The sequence below is a fragment of the Chryseobacterium salipaludis genome (assembly GCF_022968825.1).
Lineage (GTDB): Bacteria > Bacteroidota > Bacteroidia > Flavobacteriales > Weeksellaceae > Kaistella > Kaistella salipaludis.
In genome coordinates this window covers 14593-39727 of sequence record NZ_JALHKS010000004.1, presented here as the reverse complement: position 1 = coordinate 39727, position 25135 = coordinate 14593, and the positions used below count along the sequence as shown (strand labels likewise).

Annotated in this window: 19 protein-coding genes and 1 pseudogene; 12 read left to right on the top strand and 8 right to left on the bottom strand. The window is 46.4% G+C overall.

The genetic code is table 11. The features are described 5' to 3' along the window. Window positions 1-67: 67 nt before the first annotated feature. The 3 genes from MVI27_RS07920 (at window position 68) to MVI27_RS07910 (ending at window position 4662) form a co-directional block, all read left to right on the top strand. A complete protein-coding gene (locus tag MVI27_RS07920; RefSeq protein ID WP_246960487.1) occupies window positions 68-2167 on the top strand; it encodes a M13 family metallopeptidase in 2100 nt (699 codons plus the stop codon). 740 nt (window positions 2168-2907) lie between these two features. Next, window positions 2908-3753: an alpha/beta hydrolase family protein gene (locus tag MVI27_RS07915; protein WP_246960484.1), complete on the top strand. Its 846-nt coding sequence runs from the start codon at window positions 2908-2910 to the stop codon at window positions 3751-3753. Window positions 3754-3831: 78 nt separating this feature from the next. After that, the gene (locus tag MVI27_RS07910) at window positions 3832-4662 is read left to right on the top strand and encodes a TerC family protein (protein ID WP_246960482.1); all 831 of its coding nucleotides are present in this window, start codon (window positions 3832-3834) and stop codon (window positions 4660-4662) included. Window positions 4663-4801: 139 nt separating this feature from the next. Here MVI27_RS07910 and MVI27_RS07905 read toward each other — a convergent pair whose 3' ends face one another. The 5 genes from MVI27_RS07905 to MVI27_RS07885 all read right to left on the bottom strand — a co-directional run bounded on the left by MVI27_RS07905 (window position 4802) and on the right by MVI27_RS07885 (window position 9908). Continuing rightward, window positions 4802-5860 (bottom strand): baeRF3 domain-containing protein, encoded by a 1059-nt coding sequence (locus tag MVI27_RS07905; RefSeq protein WP_246960479.1) that lies wholly within the window; start codon window positions 5858-5860, stop codon window positions 4802-4804. Between the two features lie 123 nt (window positions 5861-5983). Further along, window positions 5984-7144 carry a metal ABC transporter permease gene (locus MVI27_RS07900; protein WP_246960476.1) on the bottom strand — a complete coding sequence of 387 codons (1161 nt, stop codon included), beginning with the start codon at window positions 7142-7144 and terminating at the stop codon, window positions 5984-5986. Then, a complete protein-coding gene (locus MVI27_RS07895) occupies window positions 7125-8261 on the bottom strand; it encodes a metal ABC transporter permease (protein ID WP_246960473.1) in 1137 nt (378 codons plus the stop codon). Before MVI27_RS07895 ends, MVI27_RS07900 begins: the two co-directional genes overlap by 20 nt. Before the next feature lies 1 nt (window position 8262). Then, on the bottom strand, window positions 8263-8997 hold the full coding sequence (locus MVI27_RS07890) for a metal ABC transporter ATP-binding protein (RefSeq protein ID WP_246960470.1): 735 nt from the start codon (window positions 8995-8997) through the stop codon (window positions 8263-8265). Beyond that, on the bottom strand, window positions 8997-9908 hold the full coding sequence (locus MVI27_RS07885; protein WP_246960915.1) for a metal ABC transporter solute-binding protein, Zn/Mn family: 912 nt from the start codon (window positions 9906-9908) through the stop codon (window positions 8997-8999). Before MVI27_RS07885 ends, MVI27_RS07890 begins: the two co-directional genes overlap by 1 nt. A gap of 572 nt (window positions 9909-10480) precedes the next feature. On the opposite strand from MVI27_RS07885, the gene MVI27_RS07880 reads away from it, so the two are divergent. Beyond that, a complete protein-coding gene (locus MVI27_RS07880) occupies window positions 10481-10930 on the top strand; it encodes a DUF305 domain-containing protein (RefSeq protein WP_246960467.1) in 450 nt (149 codons plus the stop codon). 27 nt (window positions 10931-10957) lie between these two features. Then, a complete protein-coding gene (locus MVI27_RS07875) occupies window positions 10958-11383 on the top strand; it encodes an META domain-containing protein (protein WP_246960464.1) in 426 nt (141 codons plus the stop codon). Window positions 11384-11461: 78 nt separating this feature from the next. Here MVI27_RS07875 and MVI27_RS07870 read toward each other — a convergent pair whose 3' ends face one another. Then, window positions 11462-12451 carry an SDR family oxidoreductase gene (locus tag MVI27_RS07870; protein WP_246960460.1) on the bottom strand — a complete coding sequence of 330 codons (990 nt, stop codon included), beginning with the start codon at window positions 12449-12451 and terminating at the stop codon, window positions 11462-11464. A gap of 256 nt (window positions 12452-12707) precedes the next feature. Here MVI27_RS07870 and secD point away from each other — a divergent pair, with 256 nt between their 5' ends. From secD to MVI27_RS07835, 7 genes are all read left to right on the top strand, one after another. Continuing rightward, complete coding sequence (secD, locus tag MVI27_RS07865; protein WP_246960457.1) at window positions 12708-15623, top strand: protein translocase subunit SecD; 2916 nt, start codon at window positions 12708-12710, stop codon at window positions 15621-15623. Window positions 15624-15791: 168 nt separating this feature from the next. Then, a complete protein-coding gene (locus MVI27_RS07860) occupies window positions 15792-17018 on the top strand; it encodes a TCR/Tet family MFS transporter (protein WP_246960455.1) in 1227 nt (408 codons plus the stop codon). 38 nt (window positions 17019-17056) lie between these two features. Further along, window positions 17057-17380: a Sec-independent protein translocase subunit TatA/TatB gene (locus MVI27_RS07855; RefSeq protein ID WP_246960452.1), complete on the top strand. Its 324-nt coding sequence runs from the start codon at window positions 17057-17059 to the stop codon at window positions 17378-17380. 4 nt (window positions 17381-17384) lie between these two features. Next, window positions 17385-17942, top strand: a complete 558-nt coding sequence (locus MVI27_RS07850; RefSeq protein WP_246960449.1) for a phosphatase PAP2 family protein — start codon at window positions 17385-17387, stop codon at window positions 17940-17942. A gap of 118 nt (window positions 17943-18060) precedes the next feature. Continuing rightward, window positions 18061-20877 carry a DNA polymerase I gene (gene polA / locus MVI27_RS07845; protein ID WP_246960446.1) on the top strand — a complete coding sequence of 939 codons (2817 nt, stop codon included), beginning with the start codon at window positions 18061-18063 and terminating at the stop codon, window positions 20875-20877. After that, complete coding sequence (locus MVI27_RS07840) at window positions 20877-21755, top strand: glycosyltransferase family 2 protein (RefSeq protein ID WP_246960443.1); 879 nt, start codon at window positions 20877-20879, stop codon at window positions 21753-21755. The genes polA and MVI27_RS07840 overlap by 1 nt, the downstream gene beginning before the upstream one ends. 31 nt (window positions 21756-21786) lie before the next feature. Then, complete coding sequence (locus MVI27_RS07835; protein ID WP_246960440.1) at window positions 21787-22830, top strand: hypothetical protein; 1044 nt, start codon at window positions 21787-21789, stop codon at window positions 22828-22830. Here the strand turns inward: MVI27_RS07835 and MVI27_RS07830 are convergent. Together MVI27_RS07830 and MVI27_RS07825 are read right to left on the bottom strand one after the other, a co-directional pair. Continuing rightward, on the bottom strand, window positions 22813-24294 hold the full coding sequence (locus tag MVI27_RS07830) for a lipopolysaccharide biosynthesis protein (RefSeq protein ID WP_246960437.1): 1482 nt from the start codon (window positions 24292-24294) through the stop codon (window positions 22813-22815). The two genes, MVI27_RS07835 and MVI27_RS07830, sit on opposite strands and share 18 nt — an antisense overlap. Before the next feature lie 490 nt (window positions 24295-24784). Beyond that, window positions 24785-25133: pseudogene (locus MVI27_RS07825) on the bottom strand (response regulator transcription factor). Window positions 25134-25135: the final 2 nt, after the last annotated feature.

The window sequence follows — 25135 nt, the reverse complement described above, 5'->3', positions numbered from 1 at the left end:
CTGCCCTGTATTTCAGTGAATTAAACGTATATTTACAAGAATCAATAAAATAGCAAGAGAAAGTATTATGAAAAAAATGACGATTGCGGTGCTCGCATTTTCCGGCATCGTGTTGCTTAATTCCTGTTCCAGCAGAAACGTTACTGCTGCGGAAAACCAGCCTGTTGCGGATACGACCGTGGTTGCTGATGAAGAAACACCAGCCATGGCGGAGGAAGGTTTGAACCTTTCCTACATGGATACCAGCGTGCGCCCACAGGACGATTTCTTCCATTATGTCAACGGAAACTGGATGAAAACAGCCGAAATTCCATCCGACAAATCCAGCTGGGGGAGTTTCAATGCGCTTCGTGAGGATGTGGACAATGCTTCGCTGGAAATCCTGACGCACATCCTGACCGATAAATTCGAGCCGGGTTCCGAAGGACAAAAAATCCAGGCGCTCTACGGAACGTTTATGGATTGGGATAAGCGAAACGCTGATGGCATCAGCCCGATTAAAGCTGACCTGAAAAAAATTGATGATATTAAAACCGTAGCCGGACTTCAGAAATATCTGACGGAAGCAACACCAAGCGGAAACAACCCGCTCTATGGCTGGGGCGTGAGCGCGGATATGAAGAACTCGGTGATGAACGCGGTGTATCTCGGTTCTGCTTCTTTGGGTCTGGGCCGTGATTATTATCAGAAACAAAACGACGCCAATACCAAAACACTTCAGGAATACAAAAACTACCTGACGAAATTATACGAAGTAATCGGTACTAAAAATGCGGCGCAAACTGCCCAACGCGTGGTGGATTTCGAAAAGAAGCTGGCCCTGGACATGCTGACCAATGAGCAGAACCGCGACGCTAATCTGCGCTACAATCCGAAGACCATGCCTGAACTTGGCAAACTGGTGAAAAACGTGAACCTTCCGAAGTACCTGAAAGATGTCGGCGTAAACACCGATAAGGTAATCGTGGGCGAAATCAAGTATTACCAGAATATGGATTCCTGGATGACCAATGCCAACCTGCCGCTTATCAAGGATTATTTGAAAGCACGTCTGGTTTCTGCCAATGCCGGCACACTCAACCAGCAACTGGATGATATCAGTTTTGATTTTTATTCAAAATACCTTCAGGGTCAGCAGGAGCAGCGCCCGATGGAAAAGCGCGGCCTCGGCGTGATTAATGGTACGCTGGGCGAAGCCTTCGGTAAATTATATGTAGATCAGTATTTCCCGGCTGAAGCAAAAAGCCAGATGGAAACCTACATCAGCTACCTGAAAAAATCCTTCAAACAGCATATTGACCAGCTGGACTGGATGTCTCCCGAAACCAAAGCCAAAGCACAGGAAAAACTGGCGAAATTCTCGGTGAAAATTGCCTACCCGGATCAGTGGAAAGACTACTCCAAACTTGAGCTGGCGGCTCCGGCGCAAGGTGGCACCTACTATAACAACCGCAAGAATATCACTTCCTGGTATTACGCCAAGAATCTGGCTAAAATCGGCAAACCGGTAGATAAAACAGAGTGGGGAATGTCACCACAAACCGTGAATGCCTACTACAGCGGTTCCAATAACGAGATTGTCTTCCCGGCTGCGATCCTGCAACCGCCATTCTTTAACTTCAAGGCAGATCCTGCAGTGAACTTCGGCGGAATTGGTGCCGTAATCGGCCACGAAATATCTCACGGTTTTGATGACTCCGGCTCCCGTTTCGACGGTGACGGAAACCTGAACAACTGGTGGACGGATGCTGACCGCAAAAACTTTGACGTAAAAGTGGGGCAGCTGGCCGCGCAGTATGATAAATACGAGCCGGTTAAAGGCAGCTTCGTGAACGGTAAATTTACGAGCGGAGAAAACATTGGCGACCTTGGTGGCGTAGCCGTAGCCTACACCGCTTTGCAGATGTACCTGAACGATCACGGCAATCCTGGGCTGATCAGCGGATTTACGCAGGATCAGCGTTTCTTCATGAGCTGGGCGACCGTGTGGAGAACCAAATCCACGGAGCAGTACATGGTGAATCAGGTGAAAACCGACCCGCACTCTCCGGGCTATTTCCGGGCGTTTGCGCCACTGGTGAATCAGGATGCTTTCTATAAAGCATTTGATGTGAAACCGGGTGATGCGCTGTACAAAGCACCATCGGAAAGAATTAAAATCTGGTAACAAAAACCCGGGACCGTCTGTTTTGAGCAGGCGGTCTTTTTTTATTTGGGCGTGCCCCTCAGCCGCGCGAGGCCCGCGCCCGGGTCGCTACGTCCGCTGCAATCTTTTTGCTGAAGCAAAAAGGATTTCCGCTGCCATCGCTCACGCAGGACTGCGCTTGTTTTCAGGAACAGTTCGAAACGGTGAAATCGAATTTTATTTTACAAATAATAGCGGAAGCATGGACCATAATTTAAAAACGGTATCCCAGCTTAAGGCTGCGTCAGCAAAAATGGGCAGCATCGTTCCTCTTTGCGCTAAGTCCGGCCCGAGGTCAAAGTACAGATCAACACTCCAGTTTTTCCAAACTACAAATTTATAACCCAGACCACCTGTAATGGCATTGTTTGGATCTTTACGAAATGAGGTATCGTTGCCGTAGTAAATATCTTCATTATGAATATACGCCAGTTGAAAGTATTGGCATCGTTCAGCAGATACCAGCGTGCAAAAGTCTTAAGAAAAATCTTATTTTTATACTCATCCGAATCTTTGATGAGGCCGGTTCCCCATGCTGTCCGGCGGACCATTGTGGCATTAATTTTCGTTCATAACTAATGTCTGCTATTTTGCGCAGATTCACCTTAATTTCATTTTGCTAGGCTGAATTAAAAAGCGCCGGCAAGCAGGAGCAGGAAATATAATTTTTTCATCAGTGATTTTTATCAAATATCTTTAATTCTTAAAACATAAGTATATAAATGGAAGGACTGACTATAATACGTAACGAAATCATCTCGAATGCTGAAACGCGTAATTTTCTGGCAGATGTGTATCATCCGGCGCAGGGAGAGAAATTTCCGGTCGTTATCTTTGCGCACGGTTATAAAGGCTACAAAGACTGGGGCGCCTGGGACCTGATGGCTCAGGAAATTGCCAACGCCGGCTTTCTGTTTATTAAATTCAATTTCTCGCATAATGGAACCACGGTAGAAGACCCAAAAAACTTTGCTGACCTGGAAGCTTTTGGACAAAACAATTTCAGCAAAGAATTATCAGATTATGAGAAGATGGTTTCATGGGCAGCAGACCATCCGAAAGCGCAGGCGGAAAAAATAGGCATTGTGGGGCACAGCCGCGGCGGTGGTATCACAGTGATTCAGGCGTACGAGGATGAGCGGATCAAAGCCGCAGCAGTTCTTGCGGGCGTCAGCAACTTCAGGTATCGGTTTCCGTCCCAGCAGCGTTTTGACGATTGGAAACAATCCGGTGTCATGTATTCTGAAAATAAAAGAACCGGCCAGCAAATGCCGCATTACTTTCAGTTTTTTGAAGACTTCGAAAGGCACGAACAACGGTTCGACATCCAGTACGCCGCGCAACATCTGGAAAAGCCATTCCTGATTATCCAGGGAACCGAAGATGAGGCGGTGAAAGATAAGGAGGCCACCCTGCTGCATGAGTGGGCAAAACAATCAGAACTGCTCATCCTGGAGGGCGCAAATCACACGTTTGGTGCAAAGGAACCCTGGACGGAAGATAAGCTACCGGAGGACCTGCAAAAGGCAACTTCAGCGCTTATTAAATTCTTTTCAGAAAAGCTCTAATCTGACCTTAAAATAAAATTAAAAATAAATTAAAATAACCTTAAAAAATATTAAGTTTGCGCATCTGAACCCTGCGCTATGAGCCTGTTGTCCATTCTCGAATTTCCTGATTTCGCCAATCCGCAAATCTGGATTAGTTTACTCACACTCACCTTCCTGGAGATTGTACTGGGCGTGGATAATATTATTTTCATTTCGATTATTTCCGACAAGCTCCCGAAGGAGCGGCAGAAATTTGCGCGCAATTTAGGTCTGGCGTTTGCCATGGTGTTCCGGGTCGCGCTGCTGCTTATGATAGGCTGGATTATCGGTTTGAAAGAACCGGTCCTGACGCTCGGTTTCCTGGAAGAGCCGGGCACAGAAGTCCCGCTGGCGCTCAGCTGGAAAGATATTATTCTGCTGGCGGGTGGTATTTTCCTGATTGCAAAAAGTACCTTGGAAATCCATGGGAAAATGCGCGGCGAACATGGCGAACCGGTGAAAAAATCCGGCTCCAACCTGATGACTTTGGTCATTGTTCAGATTATTCTGGTGGATATGGTGTTTTCGCTGGATTCTATTTTAACGGCTATTGGCCTGGTTGAAAATGTAATGCTCATGATTATTGCGGTGGTTATTTCCATTGGAATGATGATGGCGTTTGCCGGCCCGATTTCAACCCTCATTAATAAATATCCAAGCCTGCAGATGCTGGCACTTTCCTTCCTGGTGGTAATCGGTGTGATGCTTGTGGCCGAGGGGATTCATCAGCATGTGAGCAAAAACATTATTTATTCCTGTCTTGCCTTCAGCCTGGCGGTAGAAATGCTGAACATCCGTTTCCGCAATAAACAGCAGCAGCGCTACCTGAAATTAAATCCGGACCTCAATAAGGATTTAAGTATAAAAGAGGAGGAAATTAGAAGATAGAAGCTAGAACTTAGAAGTCAGAAATCAGATAATCAAAATTTAGAAATCTGACTTTTAAACGTTTTCAAATAGTAAAAGAATAGAAGCCGGCTGCAAGTGCAGCCGGCTTTATGAGTATCAGTAAGATATAAGAAGTTTATTAATATCTCGTCACTGCCGCGATACCTTGGAACTCTCTCAATTGTCCCGCTGGTAAAAAGACGGCTTTTCCGCCGAACTTCAGGTTTTGATGCAGTAAGTCGTCATACGGCTGAATGTTGGCCGTCGCCTGTTCGTCGTCCTCCTCGGTTCTGCCGCCTTCAGCTTCGGCACGTTGTTCCTCCAAAAAGAGAGTCTGCACACGGCCTTCTTCGATGGCTCTTTTGATTTCGCCCGGATCACTCAGGAAGGTGCCGCGGCCCACAGCATCCTGTAGTGATTGAAATTTCGCAGCCTGCTTTTTTTCCGTTTCCTTTTTCATGATGGGCCATACTTCGCGGACAATTGCGGCGGCTTTTTCATCCTGATAATTACCGTTGAGGTACACTTCACAAATCGACTCCTTCTCGTCTGCAATTTTCAGGTAATCGCCGTAATTTTCTGCTTCGGTTACTATGAATACCGGCAGTTTCTGCTCCTTCCGGATGTTATTTACAAACTTGTCCGTGCGGTTAAAAAACTCCTGCATCAGGCTGGTCTGCCGTTGAGCATTAGCTGCTTCGGGGCCGGGAATGGCAAAATATTCGGTGTTCTCGTAAGGGAAGTCGCCACCATATTCCTGGATGAGTGCATCGTCCTGCGCTTCGAGCAGTCGCGCCTTATGTTGGGTCAGCACCAGAATTAAATAATGGGTTTCCAATGCTTCGGCGCGCAAGAGATCGCGCAGGGCAAAATGGTCGGCAATATCTACCTGGTTCTGTACGGGAATGGTCAGCCTCACATATTCCGATATGTTCTTTTCAGCATTCACAAAAAGCAACAGGCTTTCCAGGTTGTGGCGATGGTCAATCTGGCTTTCCAGATCTTGCAATACCTTCATGGTATCATCCAGCTCCTTTTTATCGACCGTGTCTTTCAGTTTGTTTTCTGCCTCTTTGATGAGATTCTTCAGCAGAATTCCGTCCTTTTGATTATCCGGCAAAGTCCGGTGCGTATTGAGTGCGATCGTAATACAGTTTTTTGCGTTTACATCCTGCAGCATCTTTAATTTCTGTGTCATATTTTAATATTTTTTGATGTTTAAAATATGCCGCGAAAAACATGCCGATGTAGGGCAGCTGGCTGAAGTCGTCGGTTGTACTTGAAATTTTAATTTTATTTTAAGAATATTAGCAGCCAACCATTATCCGCGGAACAAAAAGAAATCTTCCTTCATGTCCTCAATTAAGGTTTCTTCGTTGGTCAGGATATAATCAATCGCTTTCGAGGTGAAAGTATTTCCTTTTTCCGTTAAAGAAACAACATCATTGTCGATGGTGATCAGATTGTTTTTAAGTGCCAGGTTGAGCACGGTGCGGCTGCGCACTTTTTGCCAGTTGATATGCTCCTGCAAATGGTTCACATGGCGTTCGGCAACATCTGAATGGTTTTTTAAATGAAGAATAAAAGTAATCAGCGAAACTTCGATCCGCTGCTGCCGTTCGCGGTACAGCACGGCTATCAAACCTTTGTCTGGCGCGAAAAGATAAACGACAAAAAATAGCAGGCCCAGCATGGTCGCGATGCTTCCTGCAATGGATGCATCGAGTGCGTTGGCAGCCCAGTAGCCGCTCACCGCTGCAAAAACACCAAAAAAGCAGGCCAGCGCCAGCATTTTCTTAAGATTGGTGGTGAGCAGATAGGCTGTGGCCGGTGGGGCAATCATTAAGGCAACCACCAGAATAGCGCCCACCGCATCAAATGCACCGACGGTGGTTACCGATGCCACAGTCATCAGGCCATAATGAATAATCACGGGTGAAAAACCGAGCGAAGTGGCCATGCCCGCGTCGAAAGTGCTCAGTTTTAATTCTTTAAAAAAAGCAAATAGTAAAAGTAAAGTAGCAGTGAGTATAACACTGACAACGATTAAAGCTTTCGGGCCGATATCGGTTCCGGCTATATACAAACGGTCAAACGGCGTGAAGGCCAGTTCGCCCAGCAATACGGCGTCCGTATCCAGATGCACATCATTTGCATATTGCGCAATCAGGATAACACCAATACTAAAGAGTGCCGGGAATACCAATCCGATGGCAGTATCTTCCTTGACCATTTTGCTCTGCTGAATCTTTTCCACCATGACCACGGTTAAAACCCCGGTCAGTGCCGCCAGAATAATAAGCAAAGGCGAATTGAGATCCTGGGTCAGAAAAAAGCCAATCACCAAACCCGGCAGAATCGAGTGGCTGATGGCATCGCTGATCATAGCCATTTTGCGCAATACCAGAAAAGTTCCCGGGATTGCACAGGCGATGGCCACCAGGCTCGCAATCAATTGTATTTCAAACTGTGCCGTGCTCATTTTTTATGTTTTGGTTGTACATATTGGCGGCTGCGGTTGCGCCTTCCGGCGTCAGGCTCCATTGGTCGCCGCGGAGTTGAACATAATTGCAATCCAGCAGTTTCCGCAGACCTTTCCGGCTGTATCCCTGGAAATTATTTAAAATTGCAATCGAGTGCGGATGCGAAAGATCTTCGTGCTCTTCGGCTATGTGATACATAAATAATAAAGTCTTCTGAACCTGCAAATCACTGCGGTTGCGGATGCGGCGGATTTCCCGGAACAGCAATCCGCGCATCGGGGAAAAAATAAACGAGAATAAAACAAATACCGAAGCTACGAGCACAATGACCGGCCCGGTGGAAAGGTTGTTCTGCGTGGAACTGATAGCAGTTCCGAAAACGCCTGCCGCCGCACCCAGAATGGCCGCCAGCAAAACCATCACGCCCAGATTGTTGGTCCACTGCCGGGCGGCTGCAGCCGGAGCCAGCAACATGGCACTCATCAGCACAACGCCGACGGTTTGCAAGCCGAGTACAATGGCCAGTACGATAAAACTCGTGATCAGAATGTCAATGGTTTTCGTATTAAAAGCTAATGTTTGTGCATAATCCTGGTCAAACAACAGAATTTTAAATTCCTTCCAGAATAGAAGCAGCACAAATAAACAAATCGCCGTGACCATGCACATGAGCCAGACGTCGCTTTCAACCAAAGTGGCTGCCTGACCAAATAAATATTTGTCCAGCCCTGCCTGATTTGCATTTGGTTGCTTTTGAATAAACGTTAAGAGCAACATCCCAAAACCAAAGAAAACGGAAAGGATAAGCCCCAGCGCTGTGTCTGATTTCAGGTGCGTTTTTTTAGTAATGCCACGAATCCAGAATGTTCCGACCAGGCCACTCACCAGCGCGCCAAGTAATAAAATATGGGTGTCTTTAGAACCTGTAAACAGGAACGCCAGCGCGATTCCCGGCAGCGCCGCGTGCGAAATAGCGTCGCCCAGCAGGCTTTGTTTTCGGAGCACCGCGAAACTGCCCAGCATGCCGGTTATGCCGCCCAGAACAGCCGTGCCCAGCGTAATGGTACGCAGGGTATAATCCGTAAACAGCAGCTGAAGGTAATCGGTTATCGACATATTATTTCTGGATGCTTACTTTATAATTAATGCCGTAGGTTTTGGTAAGGTTATCATCATTGAAGATATCCTTCACCGGACCGGTCGCAATTTTCTTCACGTTCAGGAAAGTAACCCAATCGAAGTATTCCGGGACAGTCTGCAAATCATGATGCACCACGATCACCGTTTTGCCTGCTTTGCGCAGTTCTTTTAAAATATTAATAATGGCAACTTCTGTGGTCGCATCCACGCCCTGAAAGGGTTCATCCATAAAATAAATGGAAGCGTCCTGCACCAAAGCCCGCGCCAGGAAAATCCGCTGCTGCTGCCCACCGGACAGCTGGCTGATTTGTCTCCCTTTGAAACTAATCATGCCCACCTTTTCAAGAGCTTCCAGCGCCTTCTTTTTTTCCTTAACGCCCGGCCGGCGGATCCAACCGAGACTGCCGTAGGTTCCCATCATCACCACATCCAGCGCCGTGGTCGGGAAATCCCAGTCCACGCTGCCTTTTTGCGGCACGTAAGCTACTTTCTTCCTTTGGGTGTCATACGGCTTTCCGAAAATGCGGACACTGCCGGCAATTGGTTTCAGGATACCGAGGATGGCTTTGATTAAAGTGGACTTACCGGCACCATTGGGTCCGACGATTGCCATCAGCACGCCTTCCGGGATCTGCAGGTCAATATCCCACAATACCGGTTTGTATTGGTATGCTACCGTGAGGTCATCTACCTGAACTGCGTACTTTTCCATTACTTCAAAGATTTTACCATGGTCTTTACGTTGTAGCGGAACATCCCGATATAGGTGCCTTCCGGTGTACCCGGATTTCCCAAAGCATCCGAAAATAAAGTCCCGCCGATGGCCACTTGATGGCTTTTGGAATTGACGGCGGCCTGCAATGCTTCCACGGTTCTTTTCGGTACAGAACTTTCAATGAAGATCGCCTTCACCTTGTGCTCGATGATATACGATGCTGTTTTCTGTACGTCCTGCACACCGGCTTCCGTAGCAGTTGAAATTCCCTGAAGTCCTACCACATCAAAGCCAAACGAACGGCCGAAATAATTAAATGCGTCATGTGCGGTAACCAGTCGGCGCTGTTCTTCCGGCAGGGTATTAATCTCTTCCCTAAGTTCTGCTTTTAAAGCTTTTAATGCTCCGAGATATCTTTTCGCATTTGCCTGAAATTCTTCGCGGTGTTCCGGTAAGGCTTTGGATAACTCATCGGCTACAAACTGGGTTGCTTTTTCCCAGTTTTCCACGGCGAACCAAATATGCGGATCATAATTGCTGGCAAAAAGGGTTGAACCGATCAGATCTTTTTTATCCAGCGCGTCGGAAATGGCAATGGTATTAATTTTTTGTCTCTGCATATTTTCGAACACTTCGACGAGCTTTCCCTCGAGCTGCAGGCCGTTATACAAAATCATGTCCGCCTGGGACAATTTGGAAACATCGCCTTCACTGGCTTTATATAAATGCGGATCGACGCCGGCGCCCATCAGTCCTGTTACGCTGACTTTATCGCCACCTACATTTTTAACAAGATCTGTAATCATCGAGGTGGTGGTCACAATCCGGAAATTTCCGTCATCTTTTTTAGCGTCTGTACATCCGGTTAAAAGGATGCTCATCATCAGCGTTAATATAAATTGTTTCATGGATCTAACATTTAGCGCGAAGGTAAGAAATTTCTTCATAGTTTTTACACCTAACTGTTTCAACTTTCATGCGCTGATGCGAACTTAAAAGAGGTTCGCAGGTTAGCAAAGAATTTAAATAAATCCTTTGAATCTCAAAGTAGAAACATATAGCTTACCATTTATAGGATTCCATTATAAAGAATATCTGTGTCCATTGTCTAACTTGAAGTTTTCTGCCGTTTTTAATCATTTGCAGCACCGTTCCGAAGTGTAAGTATTTCATGAATTAGATTTGGCAGCACCTCTCAATAATTAAAAGTTCACCTTTAAGCTATTCCGGGCTTTACCTTAAATTAAAAGCGCGGCTCTCTGAACCTAACGCTCCGCTATCAAAACTAATAGCTTGTTTCTATTTTTATCAGAAAACGAAGGTATAGGTTTAAAGCCATGGTACTCCGATGCAACATAATTTTATAAAACATTAACTATTATATGCAATAAAAAAAATCAATTAAACGCATGTTTAATATTACCTAATTGCTGCTTTGGCGCGAAATTTTCTACCTATTTGCGGTCAACAAATCTCTGTTATGGAACAGCATCACTACCGCCGACTTGCACTTATGCTACTGATTTCTTTTGTAATCATGTACAGTGTGATGTTTTTAAATGTCCACAAACTAAGTCATATTTACCTGAGCCTTACCAGGACGTACATGTCCTTACTAATGGTGACCCCGATGGCAGTGCTGATGCTGCTGCTGATGCCCAAGATGTACCAGAATCAAAAACTGAACAGGATGATCCTGATTTCTGCCGGAGTCGTTTTTGTTTTTGCACTCACTGCGCTGCGTTCTCAGGCATTTGTGGGAGATAAAGAATATATGAAAGGAATGATTCCGCACCATTCTTCCGCAATCCTGACCAGCGAAAACGCGAATATCCGAAATCCGCAGGTGCGCCAGCTGTCCGACAGTATTATTGCGGCGCAGGAAAAAGAAATCGCTGAAATGAAAATGCTGCTCGACAGTATTAACTAAACTATTAAATAATTTAGATTTTATATTATGTTAAAAAAACAAACACTACTGTTACTGGCCATTGTATCTTCCTTCTTGATGTCCTGCATGGCAACCAACGGTAATGACAGCAAATTGTATGGAAACCAGTGGGAGCTGGAATACATTACCGGTCCACGTATTACTTTTGAAGGACTGTTCCCGGATATGAAGCCTGTGGTTTCATTTGATAAGAGCAGCAAAATGGTTCGCGGCAATTCCGGATGCAACGGATACGCAGCGAAATATACCATGAACGGCATGAAAATAAACTTCGCACAGCCGGAAATCAGTACCATGATGTACTGCGGCGATGGTGAGGTGGTTTTCCTGAAAACCATGCAGGAAGTTGATTCCTATAAAATTGATACCGACGGAAAACTCGTCCTGATGATGGGCGATGTACCGATGATGCGATTCCACAAGAAAATGTAATTGCTGAAAATACTTAGAAAGAAAGCGGCGCTCCGGAATTCTGGAGCGCCGCTTTTGTCATTTAGCAATGAATATTTTTTACTTTTTATAGCTGTTGCGCGTACAGAAATATCCGATCGCAAGGCCGGCCAGCATGGTCAGCACCGTTTTCGTTTTGCGGGACGGAACCGGCAGCATAGTTTCTCCGTAAATGCGGAGCGGACTTTCCGACGGGTAATTCACATTTCCGTCGGTATCAGTAAGTGCCTCATCTTTCATCATCATTCGCATCAATGCCGAGGCTGTATTGATGATCGGACGCGGAAACAGGCTGTACATAGTTTTGGCCACTGCAGCAAAACCGTCGGTCACGATATGTTTTCGCGGGTTCTTGGCCGCTTCCACCATGTGAGCTGCCAGTTCACGTGGATCTGTGGAGAACGGTGGAATTTTAAAATCGAGCCCAGAATACTTTGCGGAATGCATGTTTCCGGTCGAGCGCTGGATGCCCGGGTATAATCCGACGATATGGATATTCGGCTCATCCGACAGTTCACCCTGAAGTCCTTCCACCATACCGCGGGCACCAAATTTCGTACTTGAATAGGCGGTGGAATAGGGCGCGGGCATATAACCGCCCACGGAAACATTGTTAATTAAAATGCCTTCTTTCTGTTTTTTAAAAATCGGAATGGCCGCATGGGCACCGTTCATAAAACCCAGCAAATTTGTTTTTACTACCTGCTCCATAGTTTCTGTCGGAATATCCTCAAACCTTCCGCTGGCCATAACGCCGGCATTGTTTATCCAGATATCAATTCTGCCGTTGAACTGCAGTGCTTGGTCGGCCAGGCTTTTTACAGCGGCGGCGTCGCTCACATCTGTCTGAATCCCAAGTGCGGGTACTTCCAGGTCATGGCAAAGTGCCACCGTTTCATCCAGCCCTTTCTGGCCGCGGGCCGCGATGACGATGTTACATCCTTCGAGCGCAAAAGCTTCTGCGGCAGCACGGCCAATGCCACTGCTGCCACCGGTAATCACTACAGTTTTTCCGCGTAAGCTGCGGGTCGCTTCTGTATTGTTGTTCATAATAGTTGATTTGGTTCAGAAACAGGCATCAATTTTTATGCAAGTTGGACTTACCTGCGTCCGTACCGCGATTTGTGGTTTAAATAAAGCAGCCCTGCCTTGCCATTAATCTCAGTTTACTTTATCTAAAGTTACCGATGCGACCGCACTGGCTGCGAAACTTCACCATTTTTAAATCAAATGTTAAAAAATCCTTAATTGTAGTGAAAATCGTTATATTTGCCGACTATAATTTTAATGTTGTAAACTACTCACAATGCAAGGAAAAGGACTAATTAAGCTGGTCGCCATCGTTCTGGGGCTGATCTGTCTGAACGAGCTGCTGCCTACGTGGTACGCCGGGAAGATAGAACGGCAGGCTACGGCACTGGCAGGAAATGATCCGGTGAAGTATCAGAAAGAAATCGCGCGCCTGTCCAAAGACACGCTGAATCTGGGATTCACCAAATTGTACTACACCCGGGCGCAGGAAAAGGAAATGAAGCTGGGGCTCGACCTGAAAGGCGGGATCAACGTACTGCTGGAAATTAATGAGCGTGACTTGGTGAATGACCTGACACAGTACTCCACCAACCCGATTTTGCTCGAAGCACTGGACCGCACCGACAAGGCACAGAAAAACTCAACGAAGAACTACATTGAAAACTTCTTCACGCAGTTTGAAGCTGTTAACCGGGAAAAGAATACCAACCTGAAACTTGCAGATCCTGAAATATTCGGAAATACCAATCTGTCTGAAATTAAATTTAATTCTACGGATGAGGAGGTAAAAGATATTATCCGTCGGAAGATCAGTGCGGCAGAAGGAGCAGCGTATGAAGTAATCCGCACCCGTATCGATAAAATGGGGGTAACCCAGCCTAACGTACAGCGCGTACCGGGCACGGGACGTATCTCCGTGGAAATGCCGGGGATCAAGGAAATTGACCGCGTGAAAAAAATGCTGCAAACCTCTGCAAAACTGCAGTTCTGGGAAGTGCAGCAGGCGCCGGAAGTACTGCCGTATTTTGAGCAGCTTTCCAATATTGTTCCTGCCAAGGCAGATTCTATCGGTGTGGCCAAAAACGCCAACCTGATGGCCATGCTGCAGCTGAATACACTGCGCGCCAACGGGGTCGGAAATATTAAACTGTCCGATACCGCGGCGATTAATAAAATTTTAAACTCAGAAATTGCTAAAAACCTGAGACCGGCCAATATTAAGTACACCCAGTTTATGTGGGGCTACAAACCGGAAAGCAATGATGAAAACAATCTGGTACTTTACGCGATTCGCGGAAACATTACTCAGAAAGCACCGGTGGATGGTGCCGTGGAATCTGCACGTGTCAATTATGATGACCTCGGAAGAGTTGTGGTGGATATGCAGATGGATTCCAAAGGATCCAAAGACTGGAAAACGCTGACCGCGAAAAACGTTAATAAGCCGGTAGCTGTAACATTGGATAATGTGGTGTACACCGCTCCGAATGTAGTGAATGAAATACCAAACGGCCGTACGCAGATTTCCGGGAACTTCTCGCAACAGGAAGCGCAGGATCTGGTGGACGTGCTGGGTGCCGGGAAACTTCCGGCGAGTGCGAAGATTGTACAGGCCGACGTGGTGGGACCTTCATTGGGTGCAGCTTCGATTGAAGCGGGAATGTTATCCTTCCTGATTGCCTTCCTGGTGATCATCGCGTATATTATTTTCTATTATGGTGGTGCCGGGGTGTACGCGGTAATTGCCATGGTGATCAACCTGTTCTACATCTTTGGGATTATGGACTCGGTGGATGCCACGCTTACGTTGCCTGGTATTGCCGGTATTGTACTTTCCATGGCAATGGCGGTGGATACCAACGTTATTATTTATGAGCGTACGAAAGAAGAACTCTTTGCCGGAAAATCAATTTTGGAAGCATACAAGGATGGTTTTAAACACGCGCTCTCCGCAATTATCGATGGTCACTCCACGACGATCCTGACGGCGATTGTGCTGTACATCTTCGGAACCGGACCGATCAAAGGATTTGCAGTAACGCTGATTATTGGTTTGTTAATGACCTTCTTTACGTCAGTATTGTTATCCCGTGTAATGATTTTCTCCCGACTGAACAAAGGGAAAGGCCTTTCAGTCTGGACGCCGCCAACTAAGAATCTGTTCCGCAATATCTGGATTGATTTCATTGGTAAGAGAAAGTATGCGTATATCATCTCTGCCATTCTTACGGTAGGAAGTTTAGCTTCAATCGCTATTAACGGATTTAAATTCGGAATCGACTTTACCGGTGGTAGAAACTATGTGGTGAAGTTTGACAAAGCCGTTGATGCCAACCGTACCGAGGAAAACCTGCTGAAATTATTCCAGACCAAAGACGGGATCAATTCCGCGGTAGAAGCCAAAACTTTCGGAAACAGCAACCAGCTGAAAATTTCAACCGATTATAAAATTGATGATGAATCGCTGGCCGCTGACCAGGAAATCGAAGAGAAACTGTTCCAGGGCCTGAAGGCAGATTTGCCGGCCGGCATGACACTCCAGCAGTTTAAAGCAGCTGATATGGGCGAAGCCGGAATTGTTTCTTCCACTAAAGTAGGGCCTACCGTAGCGGACGACATCAAAACCGGTGGTACGTTTGCGGTAATTGCTGCACTGGGCGGGATCTTCCTGTATATCCTCATTCGGTTCAACAAGTGGCAATTCTCCCTGGGAGCTGTTGCCGGCCTTGCGCACGATGCCGTTATTATCCTGGGAACCTATTCCTTGTTATACCGCTATATGCCGTTCAACATGGAAATTAATCAGGACTTTATTGCTGCGATCCTCACGGTACTCGGTTATTCCATTAATGATACGGTGATTGTATTTGACCGTATCCGTGAATACCTGCGCGAGAAAAAATCGCTTACGCTGGCAGGTCTGTTTGATGATTCTATCTCCAGTACGCTGGGCCGTACCTTCAACACCTCATTCACGACGATTCTGGTGATCCTGGCGATTTTCATCTTCGGGGGAGACAACCTGCGCGGATTCATGTTTGCGCTGCTACTGGGTATCGGGTTCGGTACGTATTCCTCCATCTTCATCTCTTCGGCCATCGCGTATGATTTCCTGAGAGGTAAGAAAAAAGAAGAAGCACCACACGGAAAAACAACGGCTGATCGCGAGCTTGTTTCATCTTCGAAATAGGACACTATCTGATTATTATAATGCCTTCCGAATTTGGGAGGCATTTTTTTTGCTGAAAAGCATACTTGCTTTAAGATGCATTTTTGTCATCTTTTACCTTAAAAATTCCTGTTTGCCCACCTTATTAAATTGACTTCGTTTTACCCGATTTCCATAATTTTGCACCTTATGAAAAAGAAACAGCGCGCAGCCGGCGTCGGTTTTATATTTATTACCCTGATGATTGATATCACGGGCTGGGGTATTATTATTCCGGTGGTGCCGAAACTGATTCAGGAACTGATTCATAATCCGGATATCAGCGTGGCCTCACAATACGGTGGCTGGCTGAGTTTTGCCTATGCCGGCATGCAGTTTCTCTTTGCCTCCGTGCTGGGCGGATTAAGTGACCGTTTTGGCCGCCGTCCGATTATCCTGTTTTCTTTGCTTGGTTTTTCGGTTAACTTTATGATTCAGGCTTTAGCGCCCAGTATTTTCTGGCTTTTTGTGGGCCGGATATTTTCGGGAATAACCGGTGCGAGTGTCACCACTGCGAGCGCCTATATTGCGGATGTGTCCACAGATGAAGACCGCGCGAAGAACTTCGGTCTGGTGGGCGCCGCCTTTGGGGTAGGTTTTATTGTGGGTCCGGTCCTGGGCGGACTGCTTGGCCATTACGGAGCGCGTGTACCATTTTACGCCGCAGCGGCACTTTGCCTCATTAACTTTCTTTACGGCTGGTTTGTTTTACCGGAAAGCCTGGCACCCGAGCACAGGCGTCCTTTTAACTGGCGGCGCGCCAATCCGGTCGGCTCCTTAATGCAGCTGCGCCGTCATCCTGAGATTATCGGTTTGGTTTCTGCCTTGGTTTTTGTGTATATCGCCAGTCACGCCGTGCAGGCCAACTGGACCTTTTTCACCATGTATAAATTTGGATGGAACGAACAGCTCGTCGGGATCTCCTTAGGTGTTTCTGGACTAATGGCCGCCCTGGTGCAGGGATATCTGATCCGGCTGGTGCAGCCTCGGCTGGGGAATGAACGGACGATTATTTATGGTTTATCGCTCTACGCGGTGGGGTTGCTTTTGTTCGCCTTCGCATCCCAAAGCTGGATGATGTTCGCTTTCCTGGTTCCGTATGGACTTGGCGGAATCGCCGGACCGGCGCTGCAGGCGGTGATCTCTACGCAGGTGCCGCGCGGCGAGCAGGGCGAATTGCAGGGTGCGCTGGCCAGTCTCATCAGTTTAACGGCGATCGTGGGTCCGCCATTGATGACCAACACCTTTTATTATTTTACGCACGATGCTGCACCCTTTCTGTTTCCGGGCGCACCGTTCTTTCTGGCATTTTTGCTGATGAGCGTCAGCGTGCTGATGGTGTACAGGCTCTTCCCGCGCAAAAAGAAAATAAAGTAAATGAAACAGCATCGGTTAATCTTTTGTAATTTTGCGTTATGGAACTGAGTATAGGCGAAATGCTTGTTATTGCCATAGCCATTGTTGTGCTGTTCGGCCCGAATAAATTACCGCAGATTGCGCGTGACCTCGGTCAGGGTGTCCGCAAAATGCGCGGCGCCATGGAGGATGTGAAAACTGAAATCATGAAGGAAACCGATAATCCGGTTGCGGAAATAAAGCGCGAGATCGATAAGGTGAAGGAAGCAGCCCAGAACTACAATCCGCTGGCAGAAAAAGCACCGGAAAATGCGCCGCAGCGTGAACCTGTGGTGCGTAGCCAGGCCGAAGATGATTCCTATGAAGGGCCGGTAAGCAGGTAGCCGTATGGAACTTATTCAGTTTGACCGTCAACTTTTTTTAGAGCTTAATACACTGGGCGATTCCGCCTTCGATCAGTTCTGGATTCTTATTTCTGCTACCTGGATCTGGGTGCCGCTGTACATGATCTTTTTGTATTTACTGAAAAGATTTTTCTCCTGGCGCCAGCTCATTTATATTTTAATTTTTATTGCGCTCGGTGTTACGGTTTCTGATCAGCTGGCCGGCATCTACAAGGTAGGAATTGCGCGGTTGCGGCCGTGCCATGATCCGTACTTAATACACCAAATGCGAAGCGTGAAGTGCGGTGGTCAATTTGGCTTTTACTCCAGCCATGCTTCCAATACTTTTTTCCTGGCTTCCTTTCTCACACAGCTGCTGCGTCGTCAGCTTCCCAAACTGCCCTTTATTTTATTTATGTGGGCTGTTGTTGTTTCGTACAGCCGTATTTATCTGGGGGTGCATTTTCCGCTGGATATCGTCATGGGTGCTGCCGTAGGCTTTTTATTAGGAGGCTTTTTCGCAACACTTTCCAAAAAGGTGATTTATAGAACAGCGGCCTAGCGCTTTCTAATTATCTTAATTAAAATTTACTGCAAAAACTCTTTTTTAGGGTCTGTTGCACCTTAGTTGTACGCGGCATTTCCGGTAGCGCTGCCATCTTTTTTATATCTTTGTTTCTATGTCTGAAAACAACGATAAGCGCCTTTTTCTCATCGATGCGTATGCGATGATTTTCCGTGGATATTATGCCCTGATCCGCAGCCCGCGCATTACCAGCAGCGGGCAGGATACTTCCGCTATATTCGGTTTTACCAATTCATTAATTGAACTCATTCGCCGCGAGCGGCCTACCCACCTTGCTGTGGTGTTTGATGTTGGCCAAGCCAGTATCCGCACCGATGATTTTGCAGAATACAAAGCCAACCGCAGCGAAACGCCCGACGCGATCAAAGAAGCGATTCCGTACATACACCGGATCCTGAGTGCGATGCATGTGCCGATTCTGGGGCTCGAAGGCTACGAAGCCGATGATGTGATCGGAACCATTGCCTGCAAAGCGGAGAAAGAAGGCTATCAGATTTATATGGTAACGCCGGACAAAGATTTCGCGCAGTGCGTGACGGAAAACATCCGTATTTATAAACCCGGTCTGAAAGGTGCCGAGTTTGAAATACTGGGCGTGGAAGAAGTCAAAGCTAAGTATGAGATAGAAGACCCTAAACAGGTCATTGACTTCCTGGCGATGATGGGAGATTCCGTGGATAATATTCCGGGGCTGGAAGGCGTGGGAGAGAAGACCGCCAAAAAGTTTCTGAAAGAATACGGCAGCATTGAAAATCTGCTCGCCAACACCCATGAACTGAAAGGGAAGCTGAAAGAGAAAGTAGAAGCGTCTGCCGAGCGCGGCATCATGTCGAAGAAACTGGCGACCATTATCTGCGATGCGCCGATTGATTTTCATCAGGAACAATATGATCTCGACACACCGGATTTTGTGCAGGTGAAAGAGATTTTCGATGAGCTGGAATTCCGTCGCATGTACGAAAATTTATATCGGGCCTTTGCACCGGCAGAAACTCCGACGGCACCACAAGATCTGAAACCCGCGGCGCAAAAGCCGGCAGCCGCATCGGGACAACTGGATCTTTTTGCCAACTTCGAAGAGCTGGACAGAGCAACCTCTACCGTTCAGACTGCGGAAGACAGCGATCATTTGTATCAGCATATTTCTTCACCGAAAGCACAATATGTTCTGGTGAAAAATCTGTTGCAGCAGCCGGTGGTGGCTTTCGATACGGAGCTTTCGCAGCCGGATGAGATGGAAGCGGAACTGATTGGTATGAGTTTTTGCTACCAGCCCGGACTTGCCTATTATATTCCGCTGAGCACTGACCGGGCAGAAGCGCAGACAACACTGGAAATTTTCCGGCCTTTCTTCGAGAAACAGGATCTGATCAAAGTCGCGCATAATCTTAAAACTGATTTTAAGATCCTGACATTGTACGGGATCACCATGCAGGGAGCGATGTTCGATACCATGATTGCACATTACCTGCTTAACCCGGACGGCCGTCACAATATGGATTATCTCGCAGAAGTTCATTTAAATTATAAACCGATTGCCGAAGAAACTTTAGTCGGCAAAGGCAAGAATAAAACAACATTGCAGGCACTGCCGTTGGATAAACAGACGGTGTTTGCCTGCGAGGATGCAGATATTACCCTGCGACTGTACGAATTGTTTGCTCCCCAACTGCAGAAGGAAAATCTGCACGACCTGTTTTTCAGTGTGGAAATGCCGCTCATGCAGGTGCTCGCCAAAATGGAACTGGCGGGTATTTCCCTGGACCGGGCTTGGCTGGAGCAGGAGAGCAAAGACCTGGAAAATGACCTTAAAAATCTGGAGACAGAAATCTTTGCACTATCCGGCGAGGAATTTAATATTAATTCACCCAAACAGCTGGGCGAAATCCTCTTTGAAAAACTGCAGCTGGACCCGAAAGCGAAAAAGACGCGAACCGGCCAATATTCAACCTCGGAAGATATTCTGCAAAAACTGGTCGCCAAGCATGAAATTATTCAGCACATTCTGCAGTATCGCACCTATCAAAAGCTAAAGTCCACCTACGTGGATGCGCTGCCCCTGCAGATTGATAAAGATGACCACCGTGTCCACACGAACTTCTCGCAAACCACAGCCGCCACGGGCCGTTTGTCCAGCGTGAATCCGAACCTGCAAAATATTCCGATTCGTACCTTGCGCGGCCAGCAGATCCGCGGTGCGTTTGTTGCGAAGCCGGGTCATAAACTGATTGCCGCGGATTATTCTCAAATTGAGCTCCGGCTTATTGCCGCAATTTCCGGCGAGGAAAACATGATTAAAGCATTCCAAAACGGCGAAGACATTCACGCCTCGACGGCATCCAGATTATTCGGTGTGCCACTGGAAGAAGTAACGAAACTGCAGCGCTCACAGGCAAAAACAGTTAACTTTGGTATTCTGTATGGGCAAGGCGCTTTTGGTCTTGCGGAACAGACCGGACTTTCCCGTGCTGAGGCCAAGGAAATGATCGCTTCTTATTTTGATACGTATCCGCAGCTGAAAAAATACATGGCAGAGCAGGTGGAGAAAGCCCGCGAAATGGGATATGTGGAAACGGTGCTTCACCGGAAGCGGCATCTGAAAGATATTAATTCCGCCAACTTTGTGGTGAAAGCGCACGCAGAAAGAAATGCGGTAAATGCACCAATTCAGGGAAGTGCCGCAGACGTGATCAAACTGGCCATGATTCATATTGATGAAAAGCTGACCACCGAAAAGCTGCAGACGCGCATGCTGTTGCAGGTGCATGACGAACTTGTGTTTGAATCTCCCGAGGAAGAAGTGGAAACGGCCTCGGCGCTCATTAAACATGAGATGGAAAACGCGTATCTGACAACGGTTCCGCTGCTGGTGGAAGTGGGTGTCGGCAATAACTGGCTGGAGGCGCACTGATGCATTTCCTGATTATCATACCGGCACACAATGAAGCGGAATATATCGGTGCCGCGCTGGAGTCTTTAAGTCGCCAGGATTACCGCGATTTCAGGTGTGTGGTTGTGGACGATGGTTCTTCTGATGCCACGGCTGAAATTGTACGTACAATTGCAGGAGGCGACTCACGGTTCGTTTTACAGCAACTGCCGGCATCGGAACATCAGCCCGGCGCAAAGGTGGTGCGCACTTTTATGTCCGGACTGCAGAGTCAGGAGCTGGGTTCCACAGATATCATTTGTAAATTTGATGCGGATGTTATTTTCCCGCCTGGTTATCTTTCAGAGATTAAGAAGATTTATGAAAATGATCCAGAGGCTGGCATGGCATCGGGAATTGTGAAAATCAGCAACGAACCTTTTTCTGTAAAGGAAGCTTTTGACTTTAATAATAAAAACGGGCAGTGGCAGTTTGAGAATATTTCTTCCAAAAACCATGTACGCGGCCCGATCAAAAGTTACCGCAAAGCCTGCTTTCAGGAAATAAATGGTTTGCGCCCGGTGCTCGGCTGGGACAATATCGATGTGATGCTGACCCAAAAACACGGCTGGCGAGTTATTACCAATAAAGAACTCTGGGTGAAGCATTTGCGGCCGACCGCTTATAAATATAAAACACAAAAAGCGGAGAAACTGGGCGAATATTTTTATAACATTGGTTTAGATTTCCCGCTGGCCTTTATTTCCTCTGCAAAATCTTCTTTAAAAAATAAGTCGTTGCGTGAACTTATAATTACCCTGCGAAGTTTCTTGAAACAAAAAGCACAGCGGCACCTCACGGAAGAGGAAATCGCCTACATCCGGAAGCTGCGCTGGCGACAAATGCTGAAGCGTAAATAAATCAATTTTATATTCTAAATTCTGTGAATCATTGAGAAGGATCGCCTACATCGAACTGGATACCCACGCAGAAATCGCAAGCCGGTTTTATCAACTGCTGCAGGATTCTGCCGTAGTCGCGGTAGATTATTATTTCTCGCCTAAAATTGCCGAACAAGTTCAGCTGACAGGAAACAATGTTTCTGTGCTGCAACCTGCGGAGCTTTTAAAAAAACTGAGGGAAAAAGAATATGAACTGGTACTCATCGGTACGGTGCACCGGTATTTTCAAATCTTTTATAAAGTCGTGCAGGAGTTTAGAACAGCGGTAATCGTGCATAACCTCAACTTCAGTCAGGAAAGTGTTACCAATCTTTATAAAAACATAGGTAAAGAAGAAACCAAATATCGCGTAAAGCTTGCCCTGAAAGAACATTTGCATCTGGCACCGCTCGTTTATAAGAAAGCTGCCGCACGGCTTGTTTTAGATGCTTCCATGGCTTCCGACGGAACACAGTGGCTGCCTTTGTTTTATGCGGAAATGCCCGGCTCTTCCGGCAATCAGATTTTAAATATCGTGATTCCGGGTTCCGTGCAACAGCAGAGACGTGATTATCAACATGTACTTCGGCAGCTTGCAAAATCCAGAGAACTGCTTCATGTAACTTTTCTGGGCAAAGCAGCCGGTGCGGAATTGCAGTGGCTGCAAAGATTTGAGCAGGAATATTCCGTACAGGTATCCCTGCGCTATTATACCGAAAAAGTACCACAGCTGGAATTCGATAATGTGATGAGGAATGCTGACGTATTATGGTGCCCGATTCAGCGCAGAACCCGCTTTTTCAGTGTCGCAGAAGAATACGGACGAACCAAAATGTCGGGGAATATAGGCGATGCCATTTCATATGCGAAACCGGCTGTATTCCCAAGGTGGTTTACATCACCGTATGAGTTTATCCATCAGGAACAGGATCATATTGACGCGCAGTTATTGGCTTTAAAAAATATGCAATACGATTTCCTGCAGAACTATAGCAAAGAAACTGTTCGCACCAGGCTGGAAGAGGTATTGCAGCGGTTACTTAAACCTGAATAAGGAATTGAAGAAGGCTTTATTGATATACTTTTCCAACGGAATAATTTTCATAAAATGATTCACGGCGAAAATAACAGCTGCCACAAAAGCAGGCTTATAAATCATATTGAATAAAGCACTTTTGGTCTCCGGCAGCATGATGGCGACCGTAATGGCCAGGGTGCACACAATCAGCAGATACAGCATTTCTATGGTGAGCGGAAAAACCTTAAAACGGTTATAATTAAAGTAAATTTTAATAATATTAAAAATACCCAGCGAAATGGCCGTTGCCAGCGCGATCCCGATGATGCCCAGGCTGGTGCGCGTGAGGAAAAAATAATTTAAGCCAATCGTCATTGCCGCCAGGAACAGCATCACCACAATATTAAACCGGTAATATTTCGAAAGCGAAATAATATGTCCGTTAAAGCCGGTGGCCAAATCAAATAACATCACAAAACCCAGAATCCAGACGACAGGCTCGGCCTGACGCAGTTGTTCGCCATTGGCAATGAGTTGCGTGAGATACGGGAAACCGACCAGAATGCACGAAAACAGGAAAATTCCCAGGAAAAATAAGGATAGGGAAGTGCGTTTATGGAACCGGTCCAGCTCTTCGAAATCACCGCTTTCGATGCTTTTGTTGATGACCGGCGCGGAGATATTAAACAGGCCCATTTGCGGAATCATGATAAAGGACAGAATGGAGAGAATAATACTGTACACGCCATTTTCCTCGAAGTTGAGGAATTCACCAATCATGAAATTATCCACCCGAAAGGCAATATAGTTCCCGATATTTCCGAGGAAACCGAAGAAACTATAATTAAGAATTTCTTTCCACAGGCCGTTTCTTTTGACATAGGTAAGCGTGAAATCCGGCTGCACCTTTTCGAGCGAATTAGTATAAAAGCCATACCCTGCCAAGGCGAAAATAAACATCCCGATGAAGAAAGCATACGCACCTTTCTCGGAAAAACCGGCGTAGAAAAAAAGGCAGAAAGCCCCCAGGTTGGCCAGTTTCGGAAACAGGTTTTCGAAAATATTGGGAACTGCAATCCGCTTAAAGTTAGACAGGTATTTATTCAGCACCGCGGACAGCGCAAGCACCAGTATCAATGGCAGAATCAATCCCCTCATATGCCAGAGCTCCAGCGAGCGGAACGACGGGAAAAGGTAGAAGAATATCAGGAAACAGAGACAAAAAACAATAAAGTTGAAAACGATGCCCGCCAGCGAAAGCGATAGCAAATTCTGGTGACGGCCTTGCTCCTGCGCTCGGTGAAAAAACTTAACATTTGAAAATGAAAGGCCGAAAACAACAATGGGCAGCAGCATTTCTGCAGTGGGCATAATGTAGCGCAGTTTCCCATAAAATTCAATATGATTCGGAAAAACAAACAGCGCCGAAAAGGTGCCGAGCAAAAAGCCGAAGTAGCCAATCAGTGAGTACTTAAGACCCTGTCTTGCGATGACGCCCATTTATATAGTGCAGATTTTGAGTGGATTACGATCCGCCCTCGTTGCGCGTGCAGCAGAATAAAAGTTCAGAGTATTAACAGTTGAAGGCATAAACACTTTGGTTGCAACTGCCAAAGGTAAGAAATAATGTTAAATAAATGTTAAAAGATTTTATAAGCTGTTTGGATGTTAGATAAACAGTCATTCCTTTGTTGATCCATTCAGCAGTTTTATCATTAGGATTTATGCAAGACTTTATCAGCTTACATTAACACAGATCATTAAGATCATGCAATTATATGCATTCCTGTCCGCCAGACATTTGAACTCTCAAAAGATCACTAGTCATTTTCAGATGATCCATAACGACCGTGATGATGTATTCTTCGGGCGGCTAAACTGAAGAAAACTGATGGTTAGTACAGTGCCAACCAGTAATATGATCAAAAAAAGCACTGCGATAAAAACCGTGATGAAGAAATGAAAATTTAATTCCGGAAAAACCTTCATATCAGCTGGTCAAGCGTTTGATCCTGAGCAGGAGCTCACTGGGACTAAATGGTTTGACGATAAAGTCCGCGGCGCCTAAGTCAAATGCATCTAGCACCACTTCTTCCTGGCCCAGGCTTGAAAGAATAATTACGGGAATCTGGGCACCGTTTTGTTGCAGATAAAACCTCTGTGCCCGAAGCAAAGGGCATCATAATATCTGTGATAATTAAATCAATTTTAGATGTTGTAAGATTTTCAATGGCTTCTTTGCCATTTCTAGCCAAAATGACCTCGTAATTTTCTTTCTTTAATTTGTGCTCAATCGTTTTGAGAATAAGTTCATCGTCCTCTGCAACTAAAACAACCATGT

Coding starts and splice junctions, on each gene's coding strand:
- MVI27_RS07920 (WP_246960487.1), top strand. CDS start 68: ATGAAAAAAATGACGATTGCGGTGCTCGCATTTTCCGGCATCGTGTTG.
- MVI27_RS07915 (WP_246960484.1), top strand. CDS start 2,908: ATGGAAGGACTGACTATAATACGTAACGAAATCATCTCGAATGCTGAA.
- MVI27_RS07910 (WP_246960482.1), top strand. CDS start 3,832: ATGAGCCTGTTGTCCATTCTCGAATTTCCTGATTTCGCCAATCCGCAA.
- MVI27_RS07905 (WP_246960479.1), bottom strand. CDS start 5,860: ATGACACAGAAATTAAAGATGCTGCAGGATGTAAACGCAAAAAACTGT.
- MVI27_RS07900 (WP_246960476.1), bottom strand. CDS start 7,144: ATGAGCACGGCACAGTTTGAAATACAATTGATTGCGAGCCTGGTGGCC.
- MVI27_RS07895 (WP_246960473.1), bottom strand. CDS start 8,261: ATGTCGATAACCGATTACCTTCAGCTGCTGTTTACGGATTATACCCTG.
- MVI27_RS07890 (WP_246960470.1), bottom strand. CDS start 8,997: ATGGAAAAGTACGCAGTTCAGGTAGATGACCTCACGGTAGCATACCAA.
- MVI27_RS07885 (WP_246960915.1), bottom strand. CDS start 9,908: ATGAAACAATTTATATTAACGCTGATGATGAGCATCCTTTTAACCGGA.
- MVI27_RS07880 (WP_246960467.1), top strand. CDS start 10,481: ATGGAACAGCATCACTACCGCCGACTTGCACTTATGCTACTGATTTCT.
- MVI27_RS07875 (WP_246960464.1), top strand. CDS start 10,958: ATGTTAAAAAAACAAACACTACTGTTACTGGCCATTGTATCTTCCTTC.
- MVI27_RS07870 (WP_246960460.1), bottom strand. CDS start 12,451: ATGAACAACAATACAGAAGCGACCCGCAGCTTACGCGGAAAAACTGTA.
- secD (WP_246960457.1), top strand. CDS start 12,708: ATGCAAGGAAAAGGACTAATTAAGCTGGTCGCCATCGTTCTGGGGCTG.
- MVI27_RS07860 (WP_246960455.1), top strand. CDS start 15,792: ATGAAAAAGAAACAGCGCGCAGCCGGCGTCGGTTTTATATTTATTACC.
- MVI27_RS07855 (WP_246960452.1), top strand. CDS start 17,057: ATGGAACTGAGTATAGGCGAAATGCTTGTTATTGCCATAGCCATTGTT.
- MVI27_RS07850 (WP_246960449.1), top strand. CDS start 17,385: ATGGAACTTATTCAGTTTGACCGTCAACTTTTTTTAGAGCTTAATACA.
- polA (WP_246960446.1), top strand. CDS start 18,061: ATGTCTGAAAACAACGATAAGCGCCTTTTTCTCATCGATGCGTATGCG.
- MVI27_RS07840 (WP_246960443.1), top strand. CDS start 20,877: ATGCATTTCCTGATTATCATACCGGCACACAATGAAGCGGAATATATC.
- MVI27_RS07830 (WP_246960437.1), bottom strand. CDS start 24,294: ATGGGCGTCATCGCAAGACAGGGTCTTAAGTACTCACTGATTGGCTAC.